The 21388-nt window shown below is 51.3% G+C and carries 18 protein-coding genes and 1 pseudogene; 11 read left to right on the forward strand and 8 right to left on the reverse strand.

What is annotated here, in order from left to right:
• Positions 1–232: 232 nt before the first annotated feature.
• A complete protein-coding gene (locus ACX9GV_RS03320) occupies positions 233–1147 on the reverse strand; it encodes a LysR family transcriptional regulator (protein ID WP_473197038.1) in 915 nt (304 codons plus the stop codon).
• Positions 1148–1316: 169 nt separating this feature from the next.
• On the opposite strand from ACX9GV_RS03320, the gene lysA reads away from it, so the two are divergent.
• Positions 1317–2573, forward strand: coding sequence for a diaminopimelate decarboxylase (lysA, locus tag ACX9GV_RS03325; protein WP_473197039.1), 1257 nt, complete (start codon positions 1317–1319; stop codon positions 2571–2573).
• Between the two features lie 44 nt (positions 2574–2617).
• Here lysA and ACX9GV_RS03330 read toward each other — a convergent pair whose 3' ends face one another.
• Positions 2618–3637, reverse strand: coding sequence for a LacI family DNA-binding transcriptional regulator (locus ACX9GV_RS03330; protein WP_473197040.1), 1020 nt, complete (start codon positions 3635–3637; stop codon positions 2618–2620).
• 219 nt (positions 3638–3856) lie between these two features.
• Entirely contained in the window at positions 3857–4888 is a 1032-nt protein-coding gene (galR, locus tag ACX9GV_RS03335) for an HTH-type transcriptional regulator GalR (protein ID WP_023489632.1), read from the reverse strand.
• Positions 4889–5501: 613 nt separating this feature from the next.
• Between galR and aas the strand changes: the two genes are divergently transcribed.
• Complete coding sequence (gene aas / locus ACX9GV_RS03340; RefSeq protein WP_473197041.1) at positions 5502–7655, forward strand: bifunctional acyl-ACP--phospholipid O-acyltransferase/long-chain-fatty-acid--ACP ligase; 2154 nt, start codon at positions 5502–5504, stop codon at positions 7653–7655.
• Positions 7655–8845, forward strand: a complete 1191-nt coding sequence (gene lplT, locus ACX9GV_RS03345) for a lysophospholipid transporter LplT (protein ID WP_473197042.1) — start codon at positions 7655–7657, stop codon at positions 8843–8845. The genes aas and lplT overlap by 1 nt, the downstream gene beginning before the upstream one ends.
• Before the next feature lie 65 nt (positions 8846–8910).
• On the opposite strand, the gene ACX9GV_RS03350 is transcribed toward lplT, so the two are convergent.
• The 3 genes and pseudogenes from ACX9GV_RS03350 to mutH form a co-directional block, all read right to left on the reverse strand.
• Positions 8911–9951, reverse strand: a complete 1041-nt coding sequence (locus ACX9GV_RS03350; RefSeq protein ID WP_023489629.1) for an NADP(H)-dependent aldo-keto reductase — start codon at positions 9949–9951, stop codon at positions 8911–8913.
• 402 nt (positions 9952–10353) lie between these two features.
• Positions 10354–11066, reverse strand: a pseudogene (locus ACX9GV_RS03355) (TerC family protein).
• A gap of 119 nt (positions 11067–11185) precedes the next feature.
• Positions 11186–11869, reverse strand: a complete 684-nt coding sequence (mutH, locus tag ACX9GV_RS03360) for a DNA mismatch repair endonuclease MutH (protein ID WP_023489627.1) — start codon at positions 11867–11869, stop codon at positions 11186–11188.
• 696 nt (positions 11870–12565) lie between these two features.
• On the opposite strand from mutH, the gene rppH reads away from it, so the two are divergent.
• The 8 genes from rppH (at position 12566) to ACX9GV_RS03400 (ending at position 19492) form a co-directional block, all read left to right on the forward strand.
• A complete protein-coding gene (rppH, locus tag ACX9GV_RS03365; RefSeq protein WP_023489626.1) occupies positions 12566–13093 on the forward strand; it encodes an RNA pyrophosphohydrolase in 528 nt (175 codons plus the stop codon).
• Between the two features lie 12 nt (positions 13094–13105).
• Positions 13106–15352: a phosphoenolpyruvate--protein phosphotransferase gene (gene ptsP / locus ACX9GV_RS03370; RefSeq protein ID WP_473197043.1), complete on the forward strand. Its 2247-nt coding sequence runs from the start codon at positions 13106–13108 to the stop codon at positions 15350–15352.
• A 287-nt stretch (positions 15353–15639) separates the two neighbouring features.
• Entirely contained in the window at positions 15640–16512 is an 873-nt protein-coding gene (lgt, locus tag ACX9GV_RS03375; RefSeq protein WP_473197044.1) for a prolipoprotein diacylglyceryl transferase, read from the forward strand.
• 6 nt (positions 16513–16518) lie between these two features.
• Positions 16519–17313 carry a thymidylate synthase gene (thyA, locus tag ACX9GV_RS03380; RefSeq protein ID WP_473197045.1) on the forward strand — a complete coding sequence of 265 codons (795 nt, stop codon included), beginning with the start codon at positions 16519–16521 and terminating at the stop codon, positions 17311–17313.
• A gap of 227 nt (positions 17314–17540) precedes the next feature.
• A complete protein-coding gene (locus ACX9GV_RS03385; protein WP_473197046.1) occupies positions 17541–18041 on the forward strand; it encodes a prepilin peptidase-dependent protein in 501 nt (166 codons plus the stop codon).
• Positions 18032–18646 carry a prepilin peptidase-dependent protein gene (locus ACX9GV_RS03390; RefSeq protein ID WP_473197047.1) on the forward strand — a complete coding sequence of 205 codons (615 nt, stop codon included), beginning with the start codon at positions 18032–18034 and terminating at the stop codon, positions 18644–18646. The genes ACX9GV_RS03385 and ACX9GV_RS03390 overlap by 10 nt, the downstream gene beginning before the upstream one ends.
• A complete protein-coding gene (locus tag ACX9GV_RS03395; protein WP_473197048.1) occupies positions 18643–19095 on the forward strand; it encodes a YgdB family protein in 453 nt (150 codons plus the stop codon). Before ACX9GV_RS03390 ends, ACX9GV_RS03395 begins: the two co-directional genes overlap by 4 nt.
• A 40-nt stretch (positions 19096–19135) precedes the next feature.
• Entirely contained in the window at positions 19136–19492 is a 357-nt protein-coding gene (locus tag ACX9GV_RS03400) for a prepilin-type N-terminal cleavage/methylation domain-containing protein (protein ID WP_473197969.1), read from the forward strand.
• A gap of 160 nt (positions 19493–19652) precedes the next feature.
• Here the strand turns inward: ACX9GV_RS03400 and maiA are convergent, their stop codons facing one another.
• Both maiA and ACX9GV_RS03410 read right to left on the reverse strand, forming a co-directional pair.
• Positions 19653–20315, reverse strand: a complete 663-nt coding sequence (maiA, locus tag ACX9GV_RS03405) for a maleylacetoacetate isomerase (RefSeq protein ID WP_473197049.1) — start codon at positions 20313–20315, stop codon at positions 19653–19655.
• A 55-nt stretch (positions 20316–20370) separates the two neighbouring features.
• Positions 20371–21387, reverse strand: a complete 1017-nt coding sequence (locus tag ACX9GV_RS03410; RefSeq protein ID WP_473197050.1) for a fumarylacetoacetate hydrolase family protein — start codon at positions 21385–21387, stop codon at positions 20371–20373.
• Position 21388: the final 1 nt, after the last annotated feature.

A 21388-nucleotide genomic window follows, 5' to 3' on the forward strand; every position in this document is an offset into this window, starting at 1 on the left:
TCATTATCCCTGTCTGTCTCGCCTAAAAACGCCATCCTTGGCGTTTTTGCCTATGCGCCGTAGCTACGTTCAGCGCCTTCAATGGCGTCAGCTTCCGTGCTTTTTTCAGCACTTATATCGTCTGCTGATTTTTAGTCATGGTTCAAGTGGAATTAAACTTAATAAATTGTTTTATAACAAAATTAATCATTATAGAGTTATTCAAAATCAAACTGGATTTTGTGGGGATTCGTCAGACCCCCGCCAGTTTGGTGAGCAGTTTTTCTGCCTGCTGCTGCAAATGTTGAACAAAGGTGGTCACCAGTTCAGAAGAGGGGCGGTGCAGTGGGCGGATCAAACTCACCGTGAAGGGCACTGCCACACTAAAAGGCCGGATATGGATGCCGTTGCTGGCATAATCCAATGCGGTCAGTGGGTTGACAATTGATATGCCGACACCCTCTTTGACCATCGCACACACGGAAGCCGCACTATGGGTTTCCAACACCATCCGGCGCTCGACCCCTTGTTCATGGAACAGCGTATCCAGTAATTGCCGATAACTGTCGGTGGCAGACAGGCTGATAAAGTTCTCTGCTGCAAAGTCTTGCGGGGTGAGTTGTGCTTTAGCCAACAGGCGGTGCCCGGCAGGGAGCACACAGACTTCATTCATGGTCATTAACGTCATGCGTTCCGTGCCCGCTGGCGTCAGGGTATTTTCTGTCAAACCCAGGTCATAACGCTGTGCCGAGAGCCACTCTTCCAGCAGCGGTGATTCCTGCGGGATCACGCTGAAACTCACTTCAGGATAGCGGTCAACAAAGGGTTTACAGACTGCGGGCAGCAACGATTGGGAAAAGACCGGCAAACAGGCAATGGACAGTTGGGCCTGCTGGAATTGGCGGATCCCGGCGGCCGCATTGGTGATACGCTCCAGGCCATAATAAGAGCGTTGCACTTCCTCAAACAATCTCAGCCCTTGCACTGTAGGCTGAAGACGACCACGTACCCGATCAAACAACGGTAACTGGATCAGTTTTTCAAAACGAGCCAGTTCACGGCTGACTGTCGGCTGCGAAGTTTGCAGCAGGGCTGCCGCTTCAGTCAGGTTGCCGGTGGTCATTACCGCATGAAAAATCTCAATTTGGCGCAGGGTTATGGCGGGCATATTTAGGCTCCATCAGTGGGGTCTACCAGCGAGATAATGGTGCCGAGCTCATTGAGCTATCTCGAAGCTATACCTATATCATAAATGAATAGACTAAGCCTAAATAGATATTTTTCATACCAACTGGGTCACGGCATGATAGGGAAAATTTGATGATGGAAACAAAGTTATGCCATATGCCTTGAATGATACCGCTACAGCACTTAATGCAACCAACCTGCTGGCATTACCAAAACGTTTTGGCTGCCCGGTATGGGCCTATGATGCGGATATTATTATTGATCGTATCAACCAATTGCATAATTTCGATGTGGTGCGTTTTGCCCAGAAAGCCTGTTCGAATATTCATATTCTGCGCTTGATGCGCGAGCACGGCGTGAAGGTGGATGCGGTATCGTTGGGGGAGATTGAGCGTGCGCTGAAGGCGGGTTTTGAGCCGGGTGGCGAGGAGATCGTCTTTACTGCAGATTTGCTCGATCAGGCTACGTTACAACGTGTCAGCGAATTGAGAATACCGGTTAACGCTGGCTCGATTGATATGTTGGAGCAACTGGGGCAGGTTTCCGCTGGGCACCCAGTCTGGCTGCGTATCAACCCCGGCTTTGGTCATGGTCATAGCCAGAAAACCAATACCGGTGGGGAAAACAGCAAGCACGGTATTTGGTATGCCGATTTGCCCCAAGCCATTGCAAAAGTGCAACAATACGGCTTGCAGTTGGTCGGATTACATATGCATATCGGCTCGGGTGTGGATTATCAGCATCTGGAGCGGGTGTGCGACGCCATGGTGCAGCAGGTGATAGCGTTGGGGCAGGATATCAGCGCTATTTCAGCCGGTGGTGGTCTTTCCGTACCTTATCAGTTTGGTGAGGAAGCGGTGGATACTGAGCACTATTATGGTTTGTGGAATCGAGCCCGTGAGCGGATTGCCACGCACCTGGGGCATCCGGTCAAGTTAGAGATTGAGCCGGGCCGCTTTCTGATGGCGGAGGCGGGGGCGCTGGTGGCAGAAGTACGCTCGGTGAAGCAGATGGGGAGCCGCCATTTTGTCTTGGTGGATGCCGGTTTCAATGATCTGATGCGCCCGGCAATGTACGGCAGTTACCACCATATCTCATTGTTACCCGCTGACGGGCGTAATCTAGAGCAGCAAGCGGAGCACGAAACCGTGATTGCCGGGCCGTTGTGTGAATCTGGTGATGTCTTTACCCAGCAAGCAGGGGGCGGCATTGAAACCCGCCTGCTGCCACCGGTGCAGGTAGGGGATTATCTGGTATTCCATGATACCGGGGCTTATGGCGCATCTATGTCGTCTAACTACAATAGTCGTCCATTATTACCCGAGGTGCTGTTTGAGCAGGGGCAACCACGGTTAATCCGCCGCCGTCAGACTATTGAAGAGTTGATTGGATTAGAACTGGTGTAAGTGGCCAGTGTGTTCGCCGGCCTCACGCTCGCCTAGCTGCAACTTTATGAACCAAGGGTAGCGGTGGCGTAGGGGCCGGGAATTACCGATTCACGCAGTTTTAGTTCACCAGTGAACGGGGTTAACGGTGGCAACGGTTGCCCATTAATCAGGCGCAACGCCTGGGTGATGGCGGTTTCGATCATGATATCGATCGGCAGATAAACCGTAGACAAGGCCGGTTGCAGGTAAGCCGCGCTGGGTTCGTCATCAAAGCCAAACAGTGAAACATCTTCTGGTAGACGTTTGCCGGCTTGTTGCAGCGCTTTCATCGCCCCAATGGCCATATCATCATTGTTGGCAAAGAGGGCACTGAAATGGCTGCGGTGGGCTAACAAGGTGTTGCAGCTGTGGTATCCCCCCGGCACGCTGCTATCGCTGTTGGCAACCAGCGCTGGGTTGAAGGCAATATTATGCTGTACCAAGGCCTGACGGTAGCCTGCCAGGCGTGCTTGAGCCGTGGGGGTGTTGATAGGCCCGGTAATACAGGCGATCTCACGGTGTCCTTGGCCAATCAGATAATCCACCACCTGGTAGGCAGCCTGCTGTTGTTCAAAGAACACGCAGCGTTCGGGTGCTTGGGGGAGGTTGCGGTTAACCACCATCACCGGCAAGCTTTCCACCAGCGTCATCAGTGCGCTTTCACTCATAAACCGGGTATAGAGAATAATGGCATCACAGCGGCGGTCAGCCAGCAGATGCACTGCCTGCAATTCGTTTTCTGGCGTATTGTGGCCATCAGTGACGATCAAATGTTTGCCGTTAGCTTCTGTCAGTGTGGCGGCCTGGCGTAACAAACGGCCAAAATAGGGACCGTCGAAATTGGACACCACCAGACCAATACTATTGGAGCTGTTATTGGCCAGTGATTGGGCAAGAAAGTTTGGCCGATAGCCTAACTCATCCATGGCCTTGAACACCGCATCGCGGGTACTTTTCTTCACCAGACCGGTGTCATTTAATACGCGGGAAACGGTGGCTTTCGACACTCCCGCGCGAATGGCGACATCCAACATGGTGATCATTAGTGAGTAACCTCTATCAGTAGCGGCAGTAGTCAATATCGCTCAGTTTACCATAGGGGCTCTATACCTAGGTTCATTCAAGTTGCAGGTAGGCGGCAATTGAATGAATCCCTAGGAGCATAGCCCACTATGTGACTAGGGTGAGTGAGAGAAGCCAACAACCCTGTAGTTTGAATGGCGACGTGTATAAACCCGGTGATTAGCCAGGTCTACGGATTATCAAGCATCGGTTGGATTTGGCTCAACTTGATGACTGATATTAGCCACTGAATGGCGGCGCACCAGCGTTGGGCTAAACATATTGGTGACTTCCGGCAGGGGTTGTTTGTTCGCCAGCGCCAAAGCCAGTTGTGCTGCTTGTGTCGCCATGGCTACCACCGGATAACGGATGGTTGTCAGGCGCGGGCGCAAATAGCGTGAAATCAAAACATCATCAAAGCCAATTAAAGAGAGTTGTTCCGGTACGTTGATGCTGTTGTCGCTGAGAACCGAAAGTGCTCCGGCAGCCATGGGGTCGTTATAACAGGTGATGGCGGTGAAGTTTTTGCCCCGGCTTAACAGTTCGGTCATCGCTTGTTCACCGCCGACCTCATCGGGCTCGCCGTAGGCAATCAGCTTTTCATCCACGGTGATACCCTGTTCCGCCAAGGCATCCCGATAACCTTGTAACCGATCGGTGGCGTCTGAAATCTGGTGGGTGGAGCAAATGATAGCGATGCGTTGGTGGCCCTGCTGGATCAAATGTTGTGTTGCCAGCCAGGCACCGTAATGGTCATCCAGCGCCACACAGCGCTGCTCGAACCCTGGCAGGGTTCGATTGATCAGCACCATTCCCGGTATTTGTGCCATCCAGGCCATAAGTTCTTCATCGGTGAGCTTTTTGGCGTGGACTACCAAGGCAGCACAACGGTGGCGGAGCAGTTGTTCAATCGCCTGACGCTCTTTTTCAGCGTTGTGATAACCATTGCCAATCAGCAAAAAGTTGTGGGTGGCATAGGCGACCTGTTCCACGGCTTTGACCATGGTACCAAAGAAGGGGTCGGACACATCGGAAACGATCAAACCCAGGGTTTCAGTGGATTGTTGCGCCAGCGCGCGCGCATTGGCGTCGGGGTGATACTGCAGCGCTTGCATGGCATCTTGTACCGCAGTACGTGCACTTTCACTGGTTTTGGGGGAGTGATTGATTACGCGTGATACTGTGGCTACGGAAACGCCCGCCAGCCTGGCAACATCTTTGATCGTGGCCATATCTCTCAACGTTTCCTGAGTAACTGCCTGATAACCGCCAGTCTTACGGAAAAAGCCACAAGCTGCAACTTGAATTATCAGACTATTTTCATCTGGGTTTGTCCATTTTCTGGTTAAGACATCGCCATTATGTCAACCAGAGGTGAAAAATGACATCGTTAGTTACATTTTGCACCTGACTGTTGCGATTAGCCGCTGGTAGTGATTGGCGATGACACGATAGATTAAGCGTCCCAGAGGTATTGATTGGTGAACATCAGCAAGTTGCTTGTTGAAACTGTTTGTTGAAACCATCTTGATTACACCAACCTACGCAAATGCGTAGGTTTTTTTTTACCAGTCATCTCTATATACTCCGTTCGTTATACCCCAAATGATTAGATTTGCTTGCGGGCGGAAAATCCGAGAGTCGCCAGGAACATAGCCCGCTATGTGATTGGTGCGAACGGAGGCAGTTCACACCCAAGCAATTTGAAGTATCAAGGGGATATATATTTCAAGTAGCAAGGGTTCGGCTTATGGCTGAGGCATCCCTATCGCTATTCAAGCTACAGCGGTGCTGGCTACGTTATGGGGCCAATCCCTGAGCCCCTTAATCCCGTAGGAGAGTGGGATGTTATTATCTGTATTACGTGCGCTGTTTCGCTTGCTGTTTCGTGTTCGTGTTGAAGGTGATGCCAGCTATTTTGAACACCAGAAGTTGCTGATTGTACCGAATCACGTCTCTTTTATGGATGGTGCGTTGCTGGCACTATTCTTGCCTGTCAAACCGGTTTTTGCGGTTTACTCGTCGATTTCTCAACGCTGGTTTATGCGTTGGTTGAAACCCTTTATCGATTTCGTCCCGCTGGATCCCACCAAGCCAATGGCCATCAAATATCTGGTTCGGATGGTGGAGCAGGGCAGGCCGATTGTCATATTCCCGGAAGGGCGTATCACGGTGACCGGTTCATTGATGAAGATCTATGATGGCGCGGCTTTTATTGCCGCCAAGTCTGGTGCGACCCTGGTTCCTGTGCATATTGATGGCCTTGAGTTTAGCCGTTTTAGCCGTATGGCTGGGGTGTTTAAACTCCGTTGGTTTCCTGCAGTGAACATCACCGTCCTTCCTCCGACAACCTTGCCGATGCCGGAGGCTCCACGAGCCCGTGAGCGGCGGGAGTTGGCGGGTGACAAACTGTATCAGATCATGATGCAGGCGCGCATGGATAGCATTAAACCACAAACCCTGTTTAGTGCTTTATTAGCGGCGCAGTCTCGTTATGGGCGCAATAAGCCTTGTATCGAAGATATCGCCTTCAAGGAAGAGAGTTACCAACAGCTGATTAAAAAGGCGCTGGGGGTTAGCCGGATTCTGCAGCGTTTTACCCAACAAGGGGAGCATGTCGGCTTGTTGTTGCCGAATGCCACGATTACTGCTGCCGCTATCTTTGGTGCTTCGTTACGTGGCCGTATTCCTGCCATGCTCAATTACACCGCTGGCGCCAAGGGTTTAAACAGTGCGATGACTGCCGCGCAGATCAAAACCATTGTCACTTCGCGCCAGTTTCTGGAAAAAGGCAAGCTGACTCATCTGCCCGAGCAGGTACCTGAAGCCAATTGGGTCTATCTGGAAGATTTGAAAGATAGCGTGACCCTGCAAGATAAGTTATGGATCCTGCGCCATCTGTTCCAGCCAGAACGGGCCATGGTACCTCAACAGCCAGAGGATGCCGCCTTGATCCTGTTTACCTCTGGTTCAGAAGGCAATCCGAAGGGGGTGGTGCACTCTCATGCCAGTTTATTGGCCAATGTGGAGCAGATCCGCACTATTTCAGATTTCACGCCGCGAGACTGCTTTATGTCTTCGCTACCCTTGTTCCATTCGTTTGGTTTAACCGTGGGATTATTCACCCCGCTAATGACCGGTAGCCGAGTGTTTCTTTACCCCAGCCCACTGCATTATCGAGTGGTGCCGGAACTGGTGTATGACCGCAACTGTACTGTGCTGTTTGGCACGGCGACGTTCCTCAATAACTATGCCCGTTTCGCTCACCCTTATGATTTTGCTCGCCTGCGCTATGTGGTGGCCGGGGCTGAAAAACTGGCAGAAAGTACCCGCCAGATCTATCAGGACAAATACGGGATTCGTATTCTGGAAGGATATGGGGTCACAGAGTGTGCGCCGGTGGTGTCGATCAACGTTCCTCTGGCCGCGAAGGTGGGGACCGTAGGGCGCATGATGCCGAAAATGGAAGCACGCCTGATGGCGGTACCAGGGATTGAACATGGTGGCCGCCTCCAGTTGAAAGGCCCGAATATTATGAAAGGCTACCTGCGGGTTGAGCGCCCTGGCGAATTAGAGCCCCCTGCTGCGGAAGATGAACATGGGGTACTGCAAGCGGGCTGGTATGACACGGGGGATATTGTCAGCTTTGATCAACAGGGTTATTGCACCATTCGTGGGCGGGTAAAACGTTTTGCCAAGCTGGCGGGTGAAATGGTGTCATTGGAAAGTGTTGAACAGTTGGCATTACGCCTGGCACCGGAAGGCTCACATGCTGCTACCGTGAAAAGTGACAGTGGCAAAGGTGAGGCGTTGGTCTTATTTACCAATACCCCCAGCATCACTCGTGAGGCCTTGTTGCGCGTTGCGCGTGAACAGGGTGTCCCGGAGTTGGCGGTGCCGCGCGATATCCGTTTGCTGAAGGCATTACCGCTGCTGGGAAGTGGCAAAGCGGATTTTGTTACTTTGCGCCAAATGGCTGAACAGCCGGAGAGTGTCTGATGAAGCCCCCTGATTCTTCTTTGTTATCACGCCCAATGATGGCGGTGATTTGCGCGCAGTTTTTTTCGGCTTTTGGTGATAATGCGCTGCTGTTTGCCACGTTGGCACTGATTAAGCAGTTATCATACCCAGAATGGAGCCAGCCGGTTTTGCAAATGGCTTTCGTGGTGACTTATATCATTCTGGCGCCGTTTGTCGGCCAAATTGCGGATAGCTTCGCCAAAGGGCGGGTGATGATGTTTGCCAACGCCCTTAAGTTGAGTGGTGCGTTGGTCATTTGTTTCGGCTGGGATCCTTTCTTGGGGTATAGCCTGGTTGGGGTGGGGGCTGCAGCCTATTCACCGGCGAAATATGGCATTCTCGGTGAAATCACCAGCGGTGAAAAACTGGTCAAGGCGAACGGGCTGATAGAGGCCTCTACCATCGCGGCTATTTTGACCGGTTCAGTGGCGGGTGGTTTGCTGGCTGATTGGCATATTGCGGCCGCACTGGTGGCTTGTGCTTTGGTGTACGGTATTGCGGTGGTGGCTAACTGCTTTATCCCTCGTTTGCCAGCAGCCCATAAAGTCACTTCCTGGCGGCCTTCGGCGATAGGGCGCAGTTTTTTCAACGCTTGTGTGGTGCTGTGGAAAGATGGACAAACACGTTTTTCGCTGATTGGTACTAGCATGTTCTGGGGAGCTGGGATCACCTTGCGTTTTCTGTTGGTGATGTGGGTGCCAGTGGCGCTGGGTATCAGCGATAATGCCACGCCGACGCTGCTCAATGCCATGGTGGCGATAGGAATAGTCGGTGGGGCGGGTGTAGCAGCACGTTTTATTACTTTGGAAAACGTTAAACGTTGTATGCCCGCCGGGATATTGATCGGGGTGGGGGTGGCGTTCTTTGCTATACAAACCCATATATTGAATGCTTACGGGTTGTTATTGTTAATCGGTGTGTTTGGCGGTTTTTTTGTCGTGCCGCTGAATGCGCTATTGCAGGAACGGGGTAAACAGTCTGTTGGTGCAGGCAATGCGATTGCGGTACAAAACTTGGGTGAAAATACCGCGATGCTGCTGATGCTAGGGCTATATACCTGGATGGTTCGATTGAACGTGCCTGTGGTGACGATTGGCATTGGTTTTGGCGTGGTATTCGCCCTAGCCATTACGGCACTTTGGGTTTCTCAGTTACGCTCTAAAGCTTAGGTTTTATCTGATTTCCGCTAACCAGGCACCCCTATCAGGGCACGGAGTACCGTGCCCTGAGTGCTTTACGGCGCAGGGATGGTAAAGCGGCGATGGATCTCTTCCAGTGCCTGCAAGACTTCGTCATTGAGCACCAGATCAAAACTGCCAATATTGGTTTTCAACTGTTCGAGTGAGGTTGCCCCCAATAAGGTGCTGGCGACAAAAGGCTGTTGCCGCACAAAGGCCAAAGCCATTTGTGATGGGTCTAACCCCTGTTTTTTTGCCAGGGCGACATATTCGGCGACGGCCAATTGACTCTGTGGTGAAGTGTAGCGGGTAAAGCGGCTGAACAAGGTGTTGCGTGCGCCCGCTGGCTTTGCCCCGTTGAGATATTTGCCGGAAAGCGTACCAAAGGCCAAACTGGAATAGGCCAGGAGCTCCACGCCTTCGTGCCGGCTGATTTCTGCCAGACCAATTTCAAAACTGCGGTTCAGCAGACTATAGGGATTTTGGATTGAGACTATCCGTGGCAAATCATGCTTTTCTGCTAACTGCAGATAACGCATCACACCCCATGGTGTTTCGTTAGAGACACCGATATAGCGTATTTTACCGGCACGGACTTGCTCGTTCAGTGCTTCCAGGGTTTCCAACAGCGAAACAGCAACTTTCTCGTCGGTATATTGATAGTTCAGTTTGCCAAAACAATTGGTGGTACGTTGTGGCCAATGTAACTGATAGAGATCGAGATAATCGGTGTTGAGCCTTTTCAGGCTGGCATCCAGTGCGATACGGATATTCTTGCGATCTAACGCCTGCTCAGGGCGGATGCTATTGTCATTACCTCTTATCGGGCCACTTATTTTGCTGGCCAGCACAATTTTATCGCGACTGCCGCGCGCTTTGATCCAATTGCCAATATATTGCTCTGTCAGCCCTTGGGTAGCCGGGCGAGGGGGCACTGGGTACATTTCAGCGGTATCGATCAGGTTGATGCCAGCGGCTAATGCGTAATCCAGTTGGGCGTGGGCATCAGCTTCGCTATTTTGTTCGCCAAAGGTCATGGTGCCCAGCCCCAGCACGCTGACTTCTAAAGAACTGTGGGGAATACGGTGGTATTGCATTAACAGCCTTCCTTCAATGTTAGCACTTCCAGGTGACCTTCTGACGGGGAGATACCCGGTGAGGCAGAAGTCAGAGATCCAAAGCCAATAAAACGCCTTGTCTGTATATATCCAAGCCGAGGGAAATAAGATAATAGTCGCTATTACTGAGCAATAGCGTTTAGCTCCTTGATCACCGGCTCAGACCCTAGTACCGATATCACATTATGCAATCAAGCCGCAAGGGTAGGTTAGCGATTAGCGCTTTTTATCAGCAGGATTAAATTGGCCGCTCGCCTAAATAGATGTTCGCATTAGTGAGAGCGGTTTGAGTGATGCGGGTTAGCTGACTGCGAAGTGCCTGCGTCAGAAGAATTGACATAAAATTCAGGGGGGATAAGGAGCTCCCCCCTGGATGAAACCTTAGGCAACAGGTGTTTTTTTGTTGCGCATCAGATTCAGTGCTTCAACCGACATTGAGAAGAACATGGCAAAATAGATATAGCCTTTCGGAATGTGGATTTGCATGCTTTCCAGCATCAAGGTGAAGCCCACCAAGATCAAGAATGAGAGCGCCAGCATTTTCACTGAAGGATGGCGGTTAACAAACTCCCCGATTGGCCGTGCGGCAAACATCATTACCCCGACGGCAATCACTACCGCCGCCATCATAATAAACAGATGGTCAGACAGACCCACGGCGGTGATGACCGAATCCAGGCTGAAAATAATATCCAGTAACATAATCTGCACTATGGCCCCAAAAAAGAGTGCACCTTGCTGTGCAGTTCTTCATTTGAGCCTTCAATAGTTTCATGAATCTCTTTACTGGCTTTCCAAATCAGGAATAACCCCCCCAGCAGCAAAATCAAATCGCGGGCGGAGATATTGTGATCCATCACTGAGAACAGCGGCTGCGTCAGGCGGATCACCCAAGCTATTGACGCCAACAGTGCCAAGCGCATCAGCATGGCTGCAGCTAAACCAATACGACGAGCCTTGTTTTGCTGCGCCTTTGGCAGTTTGGCTACCACCAAAGAGAGGAAAATAATGTTATCGATACCCAATACAACCTCAAGAATAGTCAGCGTGCCTAACGCTAACCAGGCATTGGGATCCACAATCCATTCAAACATTGCCGCTACATCCTAATAGAAAAACAAACCGGAATTATACGTGGTTCTCGGCAGCTTGGTACTGTTACTTGATACCCCGCTGAATCTTTATCGCCTTTAGGCCATTGCGTGAATCAACATCAGTTAATGGCGAAATGCCTTGCCAGTAGTGCGCCGGTGAAGTTTTTCTTAAGATAGAATCCACGGGGCAGTGTCATAATCGGCTGGCCTTGCTCGCCTATGGCTTCGGTTAGTGCTTTGCTGTTAGCGGCTTTGGGGCGTAGTTGCAGCACTTCCCCATGGCGTGCGGTGATGCGTTCCACCTGACCAAGGACGATTAAATCCATCAGTTCTTCCCAATCGCGGCGCAGCATATCCTCTTCTTCTTGCGAGGGCTGCCATAACAGTGGTGAGCCGATACGGCGCTGGGATAACGGAATTTGCCGTTCCCCCTCAACGGGTATCCACAGCACTTGTGCCAGTTTGTGGCGCACATGGCTGCTTTCCCAAGTGACGCCACTGTTAGCGGTGAGGGGAGCCACACAGACAAACGTGGTTTCCAGTGGCCTACCGGTGCTATCCACAGGGATGGTTTTCAACTCAATGCCGAGCTCAGGGAAATCCTGCTCTGGTTTACTGCCCGCCATCGCCCCCAGACAGCGTTCCAGCAGGGTGCCGACCCAACCCTTATCACGCTTTAAATCCTTAGGGATATTGAGTTGTACACCCAGTGCCAACTCACCGAGAGTGAAACCGGCTAACGCTTGCGCTCGCGCGAACAACTGCTGTGCATTTTCCGGTGGTAACGGAGACGAATATGTCATAAATCAAGCCCATAAGTTCTGGTTGAAAAATACACTGTATTTACTCACAGCCAAAATAAGGGTAGTGAGATCGGAAAGAATAATATTAATACTATGATTTATAATCTTTTTTTTCAATTTCCTGGCGGGTGTGAATTTTTTTATTATGGCTTGTTCATCGGTAGCCACCGACAATGAACAGGATCTTACCCCTATTTATCCACAGATTTATGGGATAACCCAGTTTTTTACTGATCACTGGTTTGATTTACAGCCTTGACGCGAGACTTTTTTTGCGAACTTGTCGGTTTTATAGGCCACTCTGGCGGATAAGCTGTGGATAAAATCGAGGGTGCTGTAACTTTCGCCAGAGCAAGAGATAAAAGCGCTAGCGATCGTAAGTTCACCTGACAAATCGTCCTTTATTGTTATTTAACATATTGTATTTTAATGAACTATTTTATTTCACTGAGGCGCTTTTTCTTAGGCTCTACAGAGTTGTACCAGCTTATCCCTTGAGTTTTTCACATACCTATCCACAGAAATAGTGAATAAAATCCGCTTAAAACCCTAAGCTGTGTTTATAACTTAGTCCATATCTGTGAGTTACCTGAATGTTATCCGAAGACATGAGCTGCAAAGCAGTGGTTTACCGCTTGTAGCTTGTGTGAAACAATCAGGTTATCAATACGAATTTATGCTTATCGAGGTAGTCCGGTGATCGATGATGATGGCTACCGCCCGAATGTTGGTATCGTAATCTGTAATCGTCAGGGGCAGGTCTTATGGGCTCGCCGTTACGGTCAGCACTCCTGGCAGTTTCCCCAAGGAGGTATCAATCCTGGGGAAACGCCGGAGCAGGCGATGTTCCGTGAACTGTTCGAAGAAGTAGGGTTGAATAAAAAAGAGGTGCGTATTCTGGCTTCAACCCGTAACTGGTTGCGCTATAAATTGCCAAAACGTTTGGTGCGTTGGGACACAAAGCCGGTTTGTATCGGCCAAAAGCAGAAATGGTTTCTATTGCAGCTCATGGGCAATGACTCTGATATCAATATGCAACGTAGCAGTACACCGGAGTTTGATGGTTGGCGTTGGGTGAACTTCTGGTATCCGGTGCGTCAAGTGGTTTCATTCAAACGGGATGTATACCGTCGGGTAATGAAAGAATTTGCTGTCACTGTGATGCCCATGCAGGAACAGGCAGTACAGCGGCAGGCCCCGATTTATCGCCGAAAGAGAGGTTAATTTAAACGGACTATGCTCACGCGCTTGCGAGAAGTGGTTGAAAAAGTAGCCGCGACGGCCAACCTGACAGAGGCGCTGGACCTTTTGGTCAATGAAACCTGTCTGGCTATGGATACTGAAGTCTGCTCTATTTATTTGGCAGACAGTGACCGTCGCTGTTATTACCTGATGGCCACGCGAGGGTTAAAAATGCCGCGTGGGCGCACCGTCACATTGGCCTTTGATGAAGGGATCGTCGGTCTGGTGGGGCGTAAGGCTGAGCTAATCAATCTGGCGGATGCGCACAGTCATCCAAGCTTCAAATATGTTCCACAGGTTAAAGAAGAGGATTTTCGCTCTTTCCTCGGGGTGCCGATTATTCATCGTCGGCAGTTGCTGGGTGTTTTGGTGGTTCAGCAGCGTGAGCTACGCCAATTTGATGAAAGTGAAGAGTCCTTCATGGTTACTCTGGCCATGCAAATGGCTGGGATCCTCTCGCTCTCACAGCTGAATGCTGTTTTTAGTCAATATCGCCAGATCCGCATCCGCGCGTTAGCTGCCTCCCCAGGGGTTGCCGTGGCCGAAGGGTGGCTGGATAGTAGCCAACCTTCCCTCGATCAGGTCTACCAAGCCTCCACGCTGGATGTTGCCAGTGAACGTGAACGCCTGGTACTGGCTCTGGAAGCGGCCGGTGCTGAGTTCCGGCGTTTCAGCAAGCACTTTAACGCCAGCTCGCAAAAAGAGAGCGCGGCTATTTTCGATCTCTATTCTCTCTTGTTGAATGATGTCCGCCTGAAGCGTGAGCTTTTTACAGAAATAGAGACCGGTTCGGTGGCGGAATGGGCGGTAAAACAGGTGATTGAAGCCTTCGCTGCCCAGTTTGCGGCGTTGCAAGATACCTATCTACGTGAGCGCGCCAGTGATTTGCGTGCACTCGGTCAGCGCTTGCTGTTTCATCTTGATGATAGCACTCAAGGGGCCACCCAGTGGCCAGCGCGTTTTGTGCTGGTGACCGATGAACTGACCGTAACCCTGTTGGCGGAAGTGCCGCAGGATCGTTTGGTGGGTGTGGTGGTGCGTGATGGTGCTGCCAACTCTCATGCGGCAATCCTGGTGCGGGCCATGGGCGTGCCAACGGTGATGGGGGCGGATATCCAACCGGCTTTGTTGGCACAGCGCCTGTTGATTGTCGATGGCTATCGCGGTGAATTGCTGGTCAATCCAGAACCGGTGCTGGTGCAGGAATATCAACGCCTGATCAGCGAAGAGCAGGAACTGAGTAAACTTGCCGAAGATGACGTTGAGCGGCCCGCCCGTTTGAAATCCGGTGAGCGAGTTCAGGTGATGTTGAATGCCGGTCTCTGCCCTGAACATGAGCAAATGCTCGGTGGGCGGGTGGATGGTGTCGGTTTATACCGCACTGAACTCCCTTTTATGCTGCAAAGCGGCTTCCCGTCAGAAGAGGAGCAGGTGGCGCAATATCAGGGGATGCTGCAACTTGATCCGCAAAAGCCAGTCACGCTAAGAACATTGGATGTGGGGGCTGATAAACAGCTTTCTTATCTGCCGATTAGCGAAGAGAACCCTTGCCTCGGTTGGCGTGGCATCCGTATTACTCTTGACCAACCAGAAATTTTTCTGATTCAGGTGCGTGCCATGTTGCGTGCCAATGCGAGTACCGGGAATTTGGGGATCTTGCTGCCGATGATCACCAGCCTGGATGAAATTGACGAAGCTAAACGTCTGATTGAGCGCGCAGGAAAAGAAGTGGAGGAGATGCTGGGGTATCAAATACCCAAGCCGAGGATCGGCATCATGCTGGAAGTGCCGTCGATGGTCTTTCTGATCCCTCATTTGGCGGCGCGTATTGATTTTATTTCCGTGGGCACCAATGATTTAACGCAGTATCTGTTGGCGGTCGATCGTAATAATACGCGCGTCGCTTCGCTATATGACAGCTTGCACCCGGCGATGTTACAGGTGCTCAAACTGATTATTGAACAAGGGACAGCTGCGGGGCTACAGGTTGGCTTATGCGGTGAACTGGCGGGTGATCCTATGGGAGCCTTGCTGTTGGTGGGCATGGGATACCGTCATTTAAGTATGAATGGTCGCAGTGTGGCACGTATCAAATACTTGCTGCGCCATATTGAATTAGCCGATGCGCAAACTCTGGCTCAGCGGGTATTGAGCGCCCAAGTCACAACCGATGTTCGCCATTTGATCGCGGCTTTTATGGAGCGGCGCGGTGTGGGGGGGTTGATCCGTGGTGGTCGCTGAAGTGGATACTTTACAGAATTTTTCCCGGTCAGCACGCTGAGGCACGGTTAAGGCTATGCTATGATGCGCCCTCTCTGCACAGAGTGCTTTTGAGCATTTTTTGTAGTTACCGACCCCAGATGGGGAAGAATAATCGACATATACCCAAAATAATTCGAGTTGCTTGCAGGCGGAAAGCGATGGAAGCCCTAGGCGCATAGCCAACTAGGTGACCAGGGTGAATAACCGCAGCTCACATCCAGGCAGTTTGAATTATTAAGGGGATAACAGACATATTGTGGTGATAGATGAGTAATAACTATCTGGCGTTTCCTGACTTTGATCCGGTCATTTTCTCTATCGGCCCGGTTTCTTTGCACTGGTATGGTTTGATGTACCTGGTTGGCTTTGTGTTTGCCATGTGGCTGGCGGTTCGCCGGGCGAACAAACCAGGGAGTGGCTGGACTAAAGATGAAGTGGAAAACCTGCTGTATGCGGGTTTTGTCGGCGTGTTTGTTGGTGGTCGGGTAGGTTATGTGCTGTTTTATAATTTGCCTCTGTTTCTGGATAATCCTCTTTATCTGTTTAAAGTCTGGGATGGCGGCATGTCGTTCCACGGTGGCCTGATCGGGGTGATCCTGGTGATGTTGTGGTTTGCCCGCCGCACCAAGCGGAGTTTCTTCCAGGTCTCTGATTTTATGGCCCCATTGATTCCGTTTGGTTTAGGGGCGGGCCGCTTGGGTAACTTTATTAACGGTGAGCTTTGGGGGCGTGTGACGACTGACACCCCTTGGGCGATGCTGTTTCCCACCTCGCGCTCAGAAGATATTGCCACTGCTGCCAGTAACCCTGATTTGCTGCCAATACTAAATCAGTATGGTGTCTTGCCACGCCATCCCTCGCAACTGTATGAGTTGGTATTGGAAGGGATCGTACTGTTTATTATTTTGAACTTGTTTATCCGCAAGCCACGCCCGATGGGGGCAGTTTCCGGGTTGTTCCTGATTGGTTATGGCGCATTCCGTATTATTGTTGAAATGTTCCGCCAGCCGGATGCTCAGTTGGGTCTGTTTGACGGCATCATCAGTATGGGGCAGATCCTCTCTGTGCCGATGGTGCTCGCGGGTATTATTATGATGATTTGGGCTTATCGCCGTCGTCCACAGCCACATTTGTCGTGAGGAACCATGCAACAGTATCTGGATTTGATGAACAAAGTGCTCGCCGAGGGCACCCCTAAGGCTGACCGCACCGGCACTGGTACCTTGTCGATTTTCGGCCACCAGATGCGTTTCAATTTGCAGGAAGGTTTCCCGCTGGTGACCACGAAAAAATGTCACTTGCGCTCGATTATTCATGAGCTGTTGTGGTTCTTGAATGGCGATACCAATGTGGCTTACCTGCGTGAAAACAAAGTCACCATCTGGGACGAGTGGGCTGATGAAAATGGTGACCTGGGGCCGGTCTATGGCAAACAGTGGCGAGCCTGGGGTGCTGCTGATGGCCGCCAGATTGACCAGTTGAGCAACGTTTTACAGCAACTGAAGCAGGACCCAGACTCACGGCGGATCATTGTTTCAGCTTGGAATGTGGGCGAGCTGGATCAAATGGCATTGGCACCTTGCCATGCCTTTTTTCAGTTTTATGTCGCCGATGGCAAACTTTCCTGCCAACTGTACCAGCGTTCTTGTGATGTATTTCTTGGTTTGCCATTCAATATCGCCAGCTATGCGTTGTTAGTGCATATGATGGCACAGCAGTGTGATCTGCAAGTGGGTGATTTCGTCTGGACGGGTGGGGATACGCATCTGTACAACAACCATATGGAACAGACACAGTTGCAATTAACACGTGAACCGCGCCCCTTGCCGCAGTTAGTGATTAAACGCAAACCTGCATCACTGTTTGATTACTGCTTTGATGACTTTGAGATCACCGGTTATGACCCCCATTCGGCGATCAAAGCGCCAGTGGCCATCTGACGTTTAGGGGCACAACCCGTTGTGCTCTCTCCGTTTGTCGAAGCTAAGGCTCAGCATTTGCTGAGCCTTAGGTTTTTGTACGGTACTTGAATCGCGACCAGTGAATTGTGCGACGTTGAGCATAATTTTATCTCGCTTGTTGCCGCACAGAAAAAAACTTTGCTCGCCGCTTTCCAATCAACATTATCTCCGCTGTTACCGCTCTGCGGGCCAATTACACTGGCTTCATGAACCAATATCACACTCACTCTTATCGGCAACGTGGCCTGACACTGATTGAATTACTGTTGGTGATCGTGCTGGCGGGGATGTTGACCTCATGGGGCGTTAACCAGTGGCACCATTACCAGCAATTGGTGAGGCTGGAACAGACGGCTTTGCAATTACAGGCATTTTTGATGCGGCTACAGGCTGATGCTAACTGGCATAACCGCAATGCCTTGTTGTGGTTGCAGCCAGGAGAACATTGGTGTGTCGGCAGTGGTACGCCGATGTCCAGCTGTCACGCTCAGATTAACGAGGTATTTACGCCAGAACATTCAGGGGTGGTGTTGCAGGAGTTTACTCAAAAAGAGATGGGGTTTTATGGTGTGCGCAATAACGCCCAAGCCGGGCACCTGGTGCTAGGTAACCCGGTTGGCCGTATACGCCTGGTGTTGTCAGCCAGGGGGCGGATACGTTTATGCAGTGAAGAGGTCGCTATTCGGAGTATTCCCCCATGTCATTAGATCGTATGTCATTAGGCCGTATGTTATTAGACCGCAAGCTATTAGAGCGTGGTTTTACCTTACCGGAGGTCATGCTGGCGATGACGGTGGGTAGCATGATTACGTTGGCGGCAGCCAAAGCCTTACCGATTTTGCGCCAACAAACGGTTAATGTGGGGCATCACTACCGTTTGGATCTGCTATTACGTCAGTTAGTGTTCACTATTGATAAGGATCTGCGGCGTAGTGGCTTTTGTGCCGGAGAGTGCCAGGGGCGCCCTCTGTTAATCAGTCGCTTGGTGGGGGAGGCACCGGCCAGTTGTGTCATCGTGGCTTATGACCTAAACCTTAACGGGCGTTGGGAAGAGGGCGGAGAGGCGGAATATTTTGGCTACCGCCTGCGCGCTGGGGCTTTGGAAGGGCAACGTGGTGTTAGGCATTGCCAGGGATCCGGCTGGGAGCGTTTACTCGATCCGCAGGAGGTACAGATTGAATCCTTCACTGTCCGCCAGATAACCCGTAGCGGAGGGAAATCTTTTATTCTGCTGGGGTTAACTGGGCGTTCAAGCATACAGGAAACGATACAAAGTCGTTTGGAGTGGGTGGTGAGTATGGAGGCTCAGTGAAGAGACAGAGGCAAAAGGGGGGAAGCACGCTGGTGGCGGTGATGTTACTTCTGGTGATGGGATTAATGTTGCTCACTGCCCAACAGCGGCAATTAGACAGTGCATTATTACTGGCGGTTGACCAGCAGCGTTACCTGCGAGCCTATAATCAGGCCGCCTCAGCATTAAGTTGGGGGTTGTCACAGCCATGGCCGCAGAGCGTTTTGCAGAGCAACAGGTGGTATTGCCTGCCAGTAAACAGCGATGCTTTACAAGCCTGTGCCCGCTACTCCTCCCGCACAGATATTGTGGTGGTGCGTGGTGCTGGAGTGCCGCTGGGTGGCGAACCTTTGTGGTTATACCAACTGGCGACGGAAGTCCAAGAGATGGGTAATAGTCGGTTTAAGGCCCAAAAAGGGGGCTGGCTGGATTTTTGCCCAGAGAGGCGAGAGCGCGATTGTGCGGACTGATCGGATAGAGCGGACTGAGCGGGCAGAGCGGGCAGAGCGGATAGAGCCGGGAGAGAGAGATGGGCAACGGGGTTTTAGCCTGCCTGAAGTGTTGGTTGCTGCGTTGTTGTTCGCAGTGTCACTACTGGGATTGTTGCAATATCATCAAATTTTGTTGCAAGGCTTTCAACGACAATGGCAATACCGCCATGCCTGGTCGCTGGCACATCAACAATTAGAGATGCTCGATATCGCGACCGATATGCCCGATCCGCTACTCACACTACCGCCCAATTGGCACAGCACCGTTGAAAGCCATATCGGGGCAGGCAACTGTCTCAAGCGCACGGTAAAGATTCAAACAGCGCTGCGGCAACAGGTTGAACTTAGCCGGTGGTATTGCAAACCACCGGGCTAAGTCACTCTTAGGGATTAGGGATTAGTATCGCTGGGCGTTGATATTTAGACTTATACCCAAGTTCAATGAAGTTGCAGGTAGGCGACAAGTGAGAGAGACCCTAGGAGCATAGATAACTATGTGACTAGGGCGTACGAGCGTAGTCAACAACCCTGCAGCTTTACTGCTGAAGGGTATATTCGGCATCTGGCTGATTGATGGGAGAGGCCGCCTGGAAGGCGGGCAGTTCTTCACAGGCTTGGTAAATCTGCTGGATAGTCGGCATTTGCTCCAGTGAGCAATTGAAACGCTGGGCATTGAACACTTGTGGTACTAAGCAGCAGTCGGCTAACCCAGGAGTATCGCCATGACAATAGCGACCGGTTCGAGGATCATCGACGAGCATTTTCTCAATGGCCAGCAAGCCTTGGTTGACCCAATGTCTGTACCAAGTGGTTTTATCATCGGCCGATATGTCGAACTGCTTGGTAAGAAAATTCAATACTCGGAGGTTGTTGAGCGGATGAATATCGCAGGCGATGATCTGGGCAATACTGCGAACTCTGGCGCGGTCCGCAGAGCGAGCGGGTAGCAGCGGCGGTTCGGGATAGACTTCTTCCAGATACTCGATGATAGCCAGAGACTGCGCCAGATGGCCGCCATCGTTCGTTTCAAGACAGGGCACGGTACCGAGTGGACTGATCGCGCGATAGTGGATTGAGTTCTGTTGGCCACCGTCTTTCAATAAATGTACTGGCTCGGTGTCGTATGGCAGCCCCTTGAGATTGAGGGCGATACGCACCCGGTAGGCGGCCGAACTTCTGAAATAAGAATAGAGTTTCATCGTTTGTATCCAAACAGGGCGGGAACCCTCGTGGATGGATCACCCGCCCTGATCCTCAGGTGATATCTGGTTGGACTTGCTGTTCAATGGCGCCGAACAGGCTCTGGTTATGCTGGTCAAACATTTCAATTTTTACGCTGTCGCCAAATTTCAGGAAGGGCGTTTTGGGTTTGCCAATTTCGATGGTTTCGTACATTCTGACCTCAGCCAAACAGCAATAACCAACCCCCCCATTGCTAATCGATGAGCCATACAAATCCCCCTGTTTGTTCGAGACGGTTCCTGAGCCAATAATAGAACCCGCTGTCAACTTGCGGGTCTTGGCAGCATGGGCAATCAACTGGGGGAAGTTGAAGGTCATGTCCTGGCCAGCATTGGGATTGCCAAAAAGGCGCTGATTGATATGGACTGTCAGCGGACGATGAACTCGGCCATTATGCCAATCCTCGCCAAGCTCGTCCGGTGTAATGGCCACCGGACTAAAGGCTGATGCCGGTTTTGACTGGAAAAAACCGAAACCCTTGGCCAATTCAGAGGGGATCAGATTGCGTAAGGAAACATCGTTAACCAGCATGAGGAGGCGAATGCTGCTCGCGCTCTGTTCCTGTGTTGCGCCCATGGGGACATCACCAGTGATTACGGCGATTTCGGCTTCGAGGTCAACTCCCCAGTCTTCTGAATTCACAACAATGGGATCCCGTGGTCCGACGAACGAATCGGAGCCCCCCTGATACATCAAGGGGTCAGTCCAGAACTCTGCGGGCAGTTTGGCACCGCGAGCCCGGCGGACCAGTTCGACATGATTGACATAGGCGGAGCCGTCGGCCCACTGGTAAGCGCGCGGCAGCGGCGAGTGGCAGTGTTCAGGGTCAAAAGTCTCGGCTGTCTGTAATTGCCCCTGATTCATCGCATGGTAAATTTCATGTAGTTTGCCTTCGACGCTATCCCAGTTATCTAGAGCGTCTTGCAACGTATGGGCGATGGCAGGAACCGATTGGCAATGGGTTAGGGCACGATTCACCACCACCAGTACGCCGTTACGATTGCTGCTCTTCAAAGTGGCTAATTTCATG

This window comes from Serratia sp. 25CWL12, assembly GCF_055790885.1.

What these genes read in the sequence shown, in the direction of transcription:
- aas (WP_473197041.1), top strand. Translation starts at nt 5,502, where the DNA reads ATGTTATTATCTGTATTACGTGCGCTGTTTCGCTTGCTGTTTCGTGTT.
- ACX9GV_RS03330 (WP_473197040.1), bottom strand. Translation starts at nt 3,637, where the DNA reads ATGATCACCATGTTGGATGTCGCCATTCGCGCGGGAGTGTCGAAAGCC.
- lgt (WP_473197044.1), top strand. Translation starts at nt 15,640, where the DNA reads ATGAGTAATAACTATCTGGCGTTTCCTGACTTTGATCCGGTCATTTTC.
- lplT (WP_473197042.1), top strand. Translation starts at nt 7,655, where the DNA reads ATGAAGCCCCCTGATTCTTCTTTGTTATCACGCCCAATGATGGCGGTG.
- mutH (WP_023489627.1), bottom strand. Translation starts at nt 11,869, where the DNA reads ATGACATATTCGTCTCCGTTACCACCGGAAAATGCACAGCAGTTGTTC.
- ACX9GV_RS03385 (WP_473197046.1), top strand. Translation starts at nt 17,541, where the DNA reads ATGAACCAATATCACACTCACTCTTATCGGCAACGTGGCCTGACACTG.
- lysA (WP_473197039.1), top strand. Translation starts at nt 1,317, where the DNA reads ATGCCATATGCCTTGAATGATACCGCTACAGCACTTAATGCAACCAAC.
- ACX9GV_RS03320 (WP_473197038.1), bottom strand. Translation starts at nt 1,147, where the DNA reads ATGCCCGCCATAACCCTGCGCCAAATTGAGATTTTTCATGCGGTAATG.
- thyA (WP_473197045.1), top strand. Translation starts at nt 16,519, where the DNA reads ATGCAACAGTATCTGGATTTGATGAACAAAGTGCTCGCCGAGGGCACC.
- maiA (WP_473197049.1), bottom strand. Translation starts at nt 20,315, where the DNA reads ATGAAACTCTATTCTTATTTCAGAAGTTCGGCCGCCTACCGGGTGCGT.
- ACX9GV_RS03410 (WP_473197050.1), bottom strand. Translation starts at nt 21,387, where the DNA reads ATGAAATTAGCCACTTTGAAGAGCAGCAATCGTAACGGCGTACTGGTG.
- ptsP (WP_473197043.1), top strand. Translation starts at nt 13,106, where the DNA reads ATGCTCACGCGCTTGCGAGAAGTGGTTGAAAAAGTAGCCGCGACGGCC.
- ACX9GV_RS03350 (WP_023489629.1), bottom strand. Translation starts at nt 9,951, where the DNA reads ATGCAATACCACCGTATTCCCCACAGTTCTTTAGAAGTCAGCGTGCTG.
- ACX9GV_RS03390 (WP_473197047.1), top strand. Translation starts at nt 18,032, where the DNA reads ATGTCATTAGATCGTATGTCATTAGGCCGTATGTTATTAGACCGCAAG.
- galR (WP_023489632.1), bottom strand. Translation starts at nt 4,888, where the DNA reads ATGGCCACGATCAAAGATGTTGCCAGGCTGGCGGGCGTTTCCGTAGCC.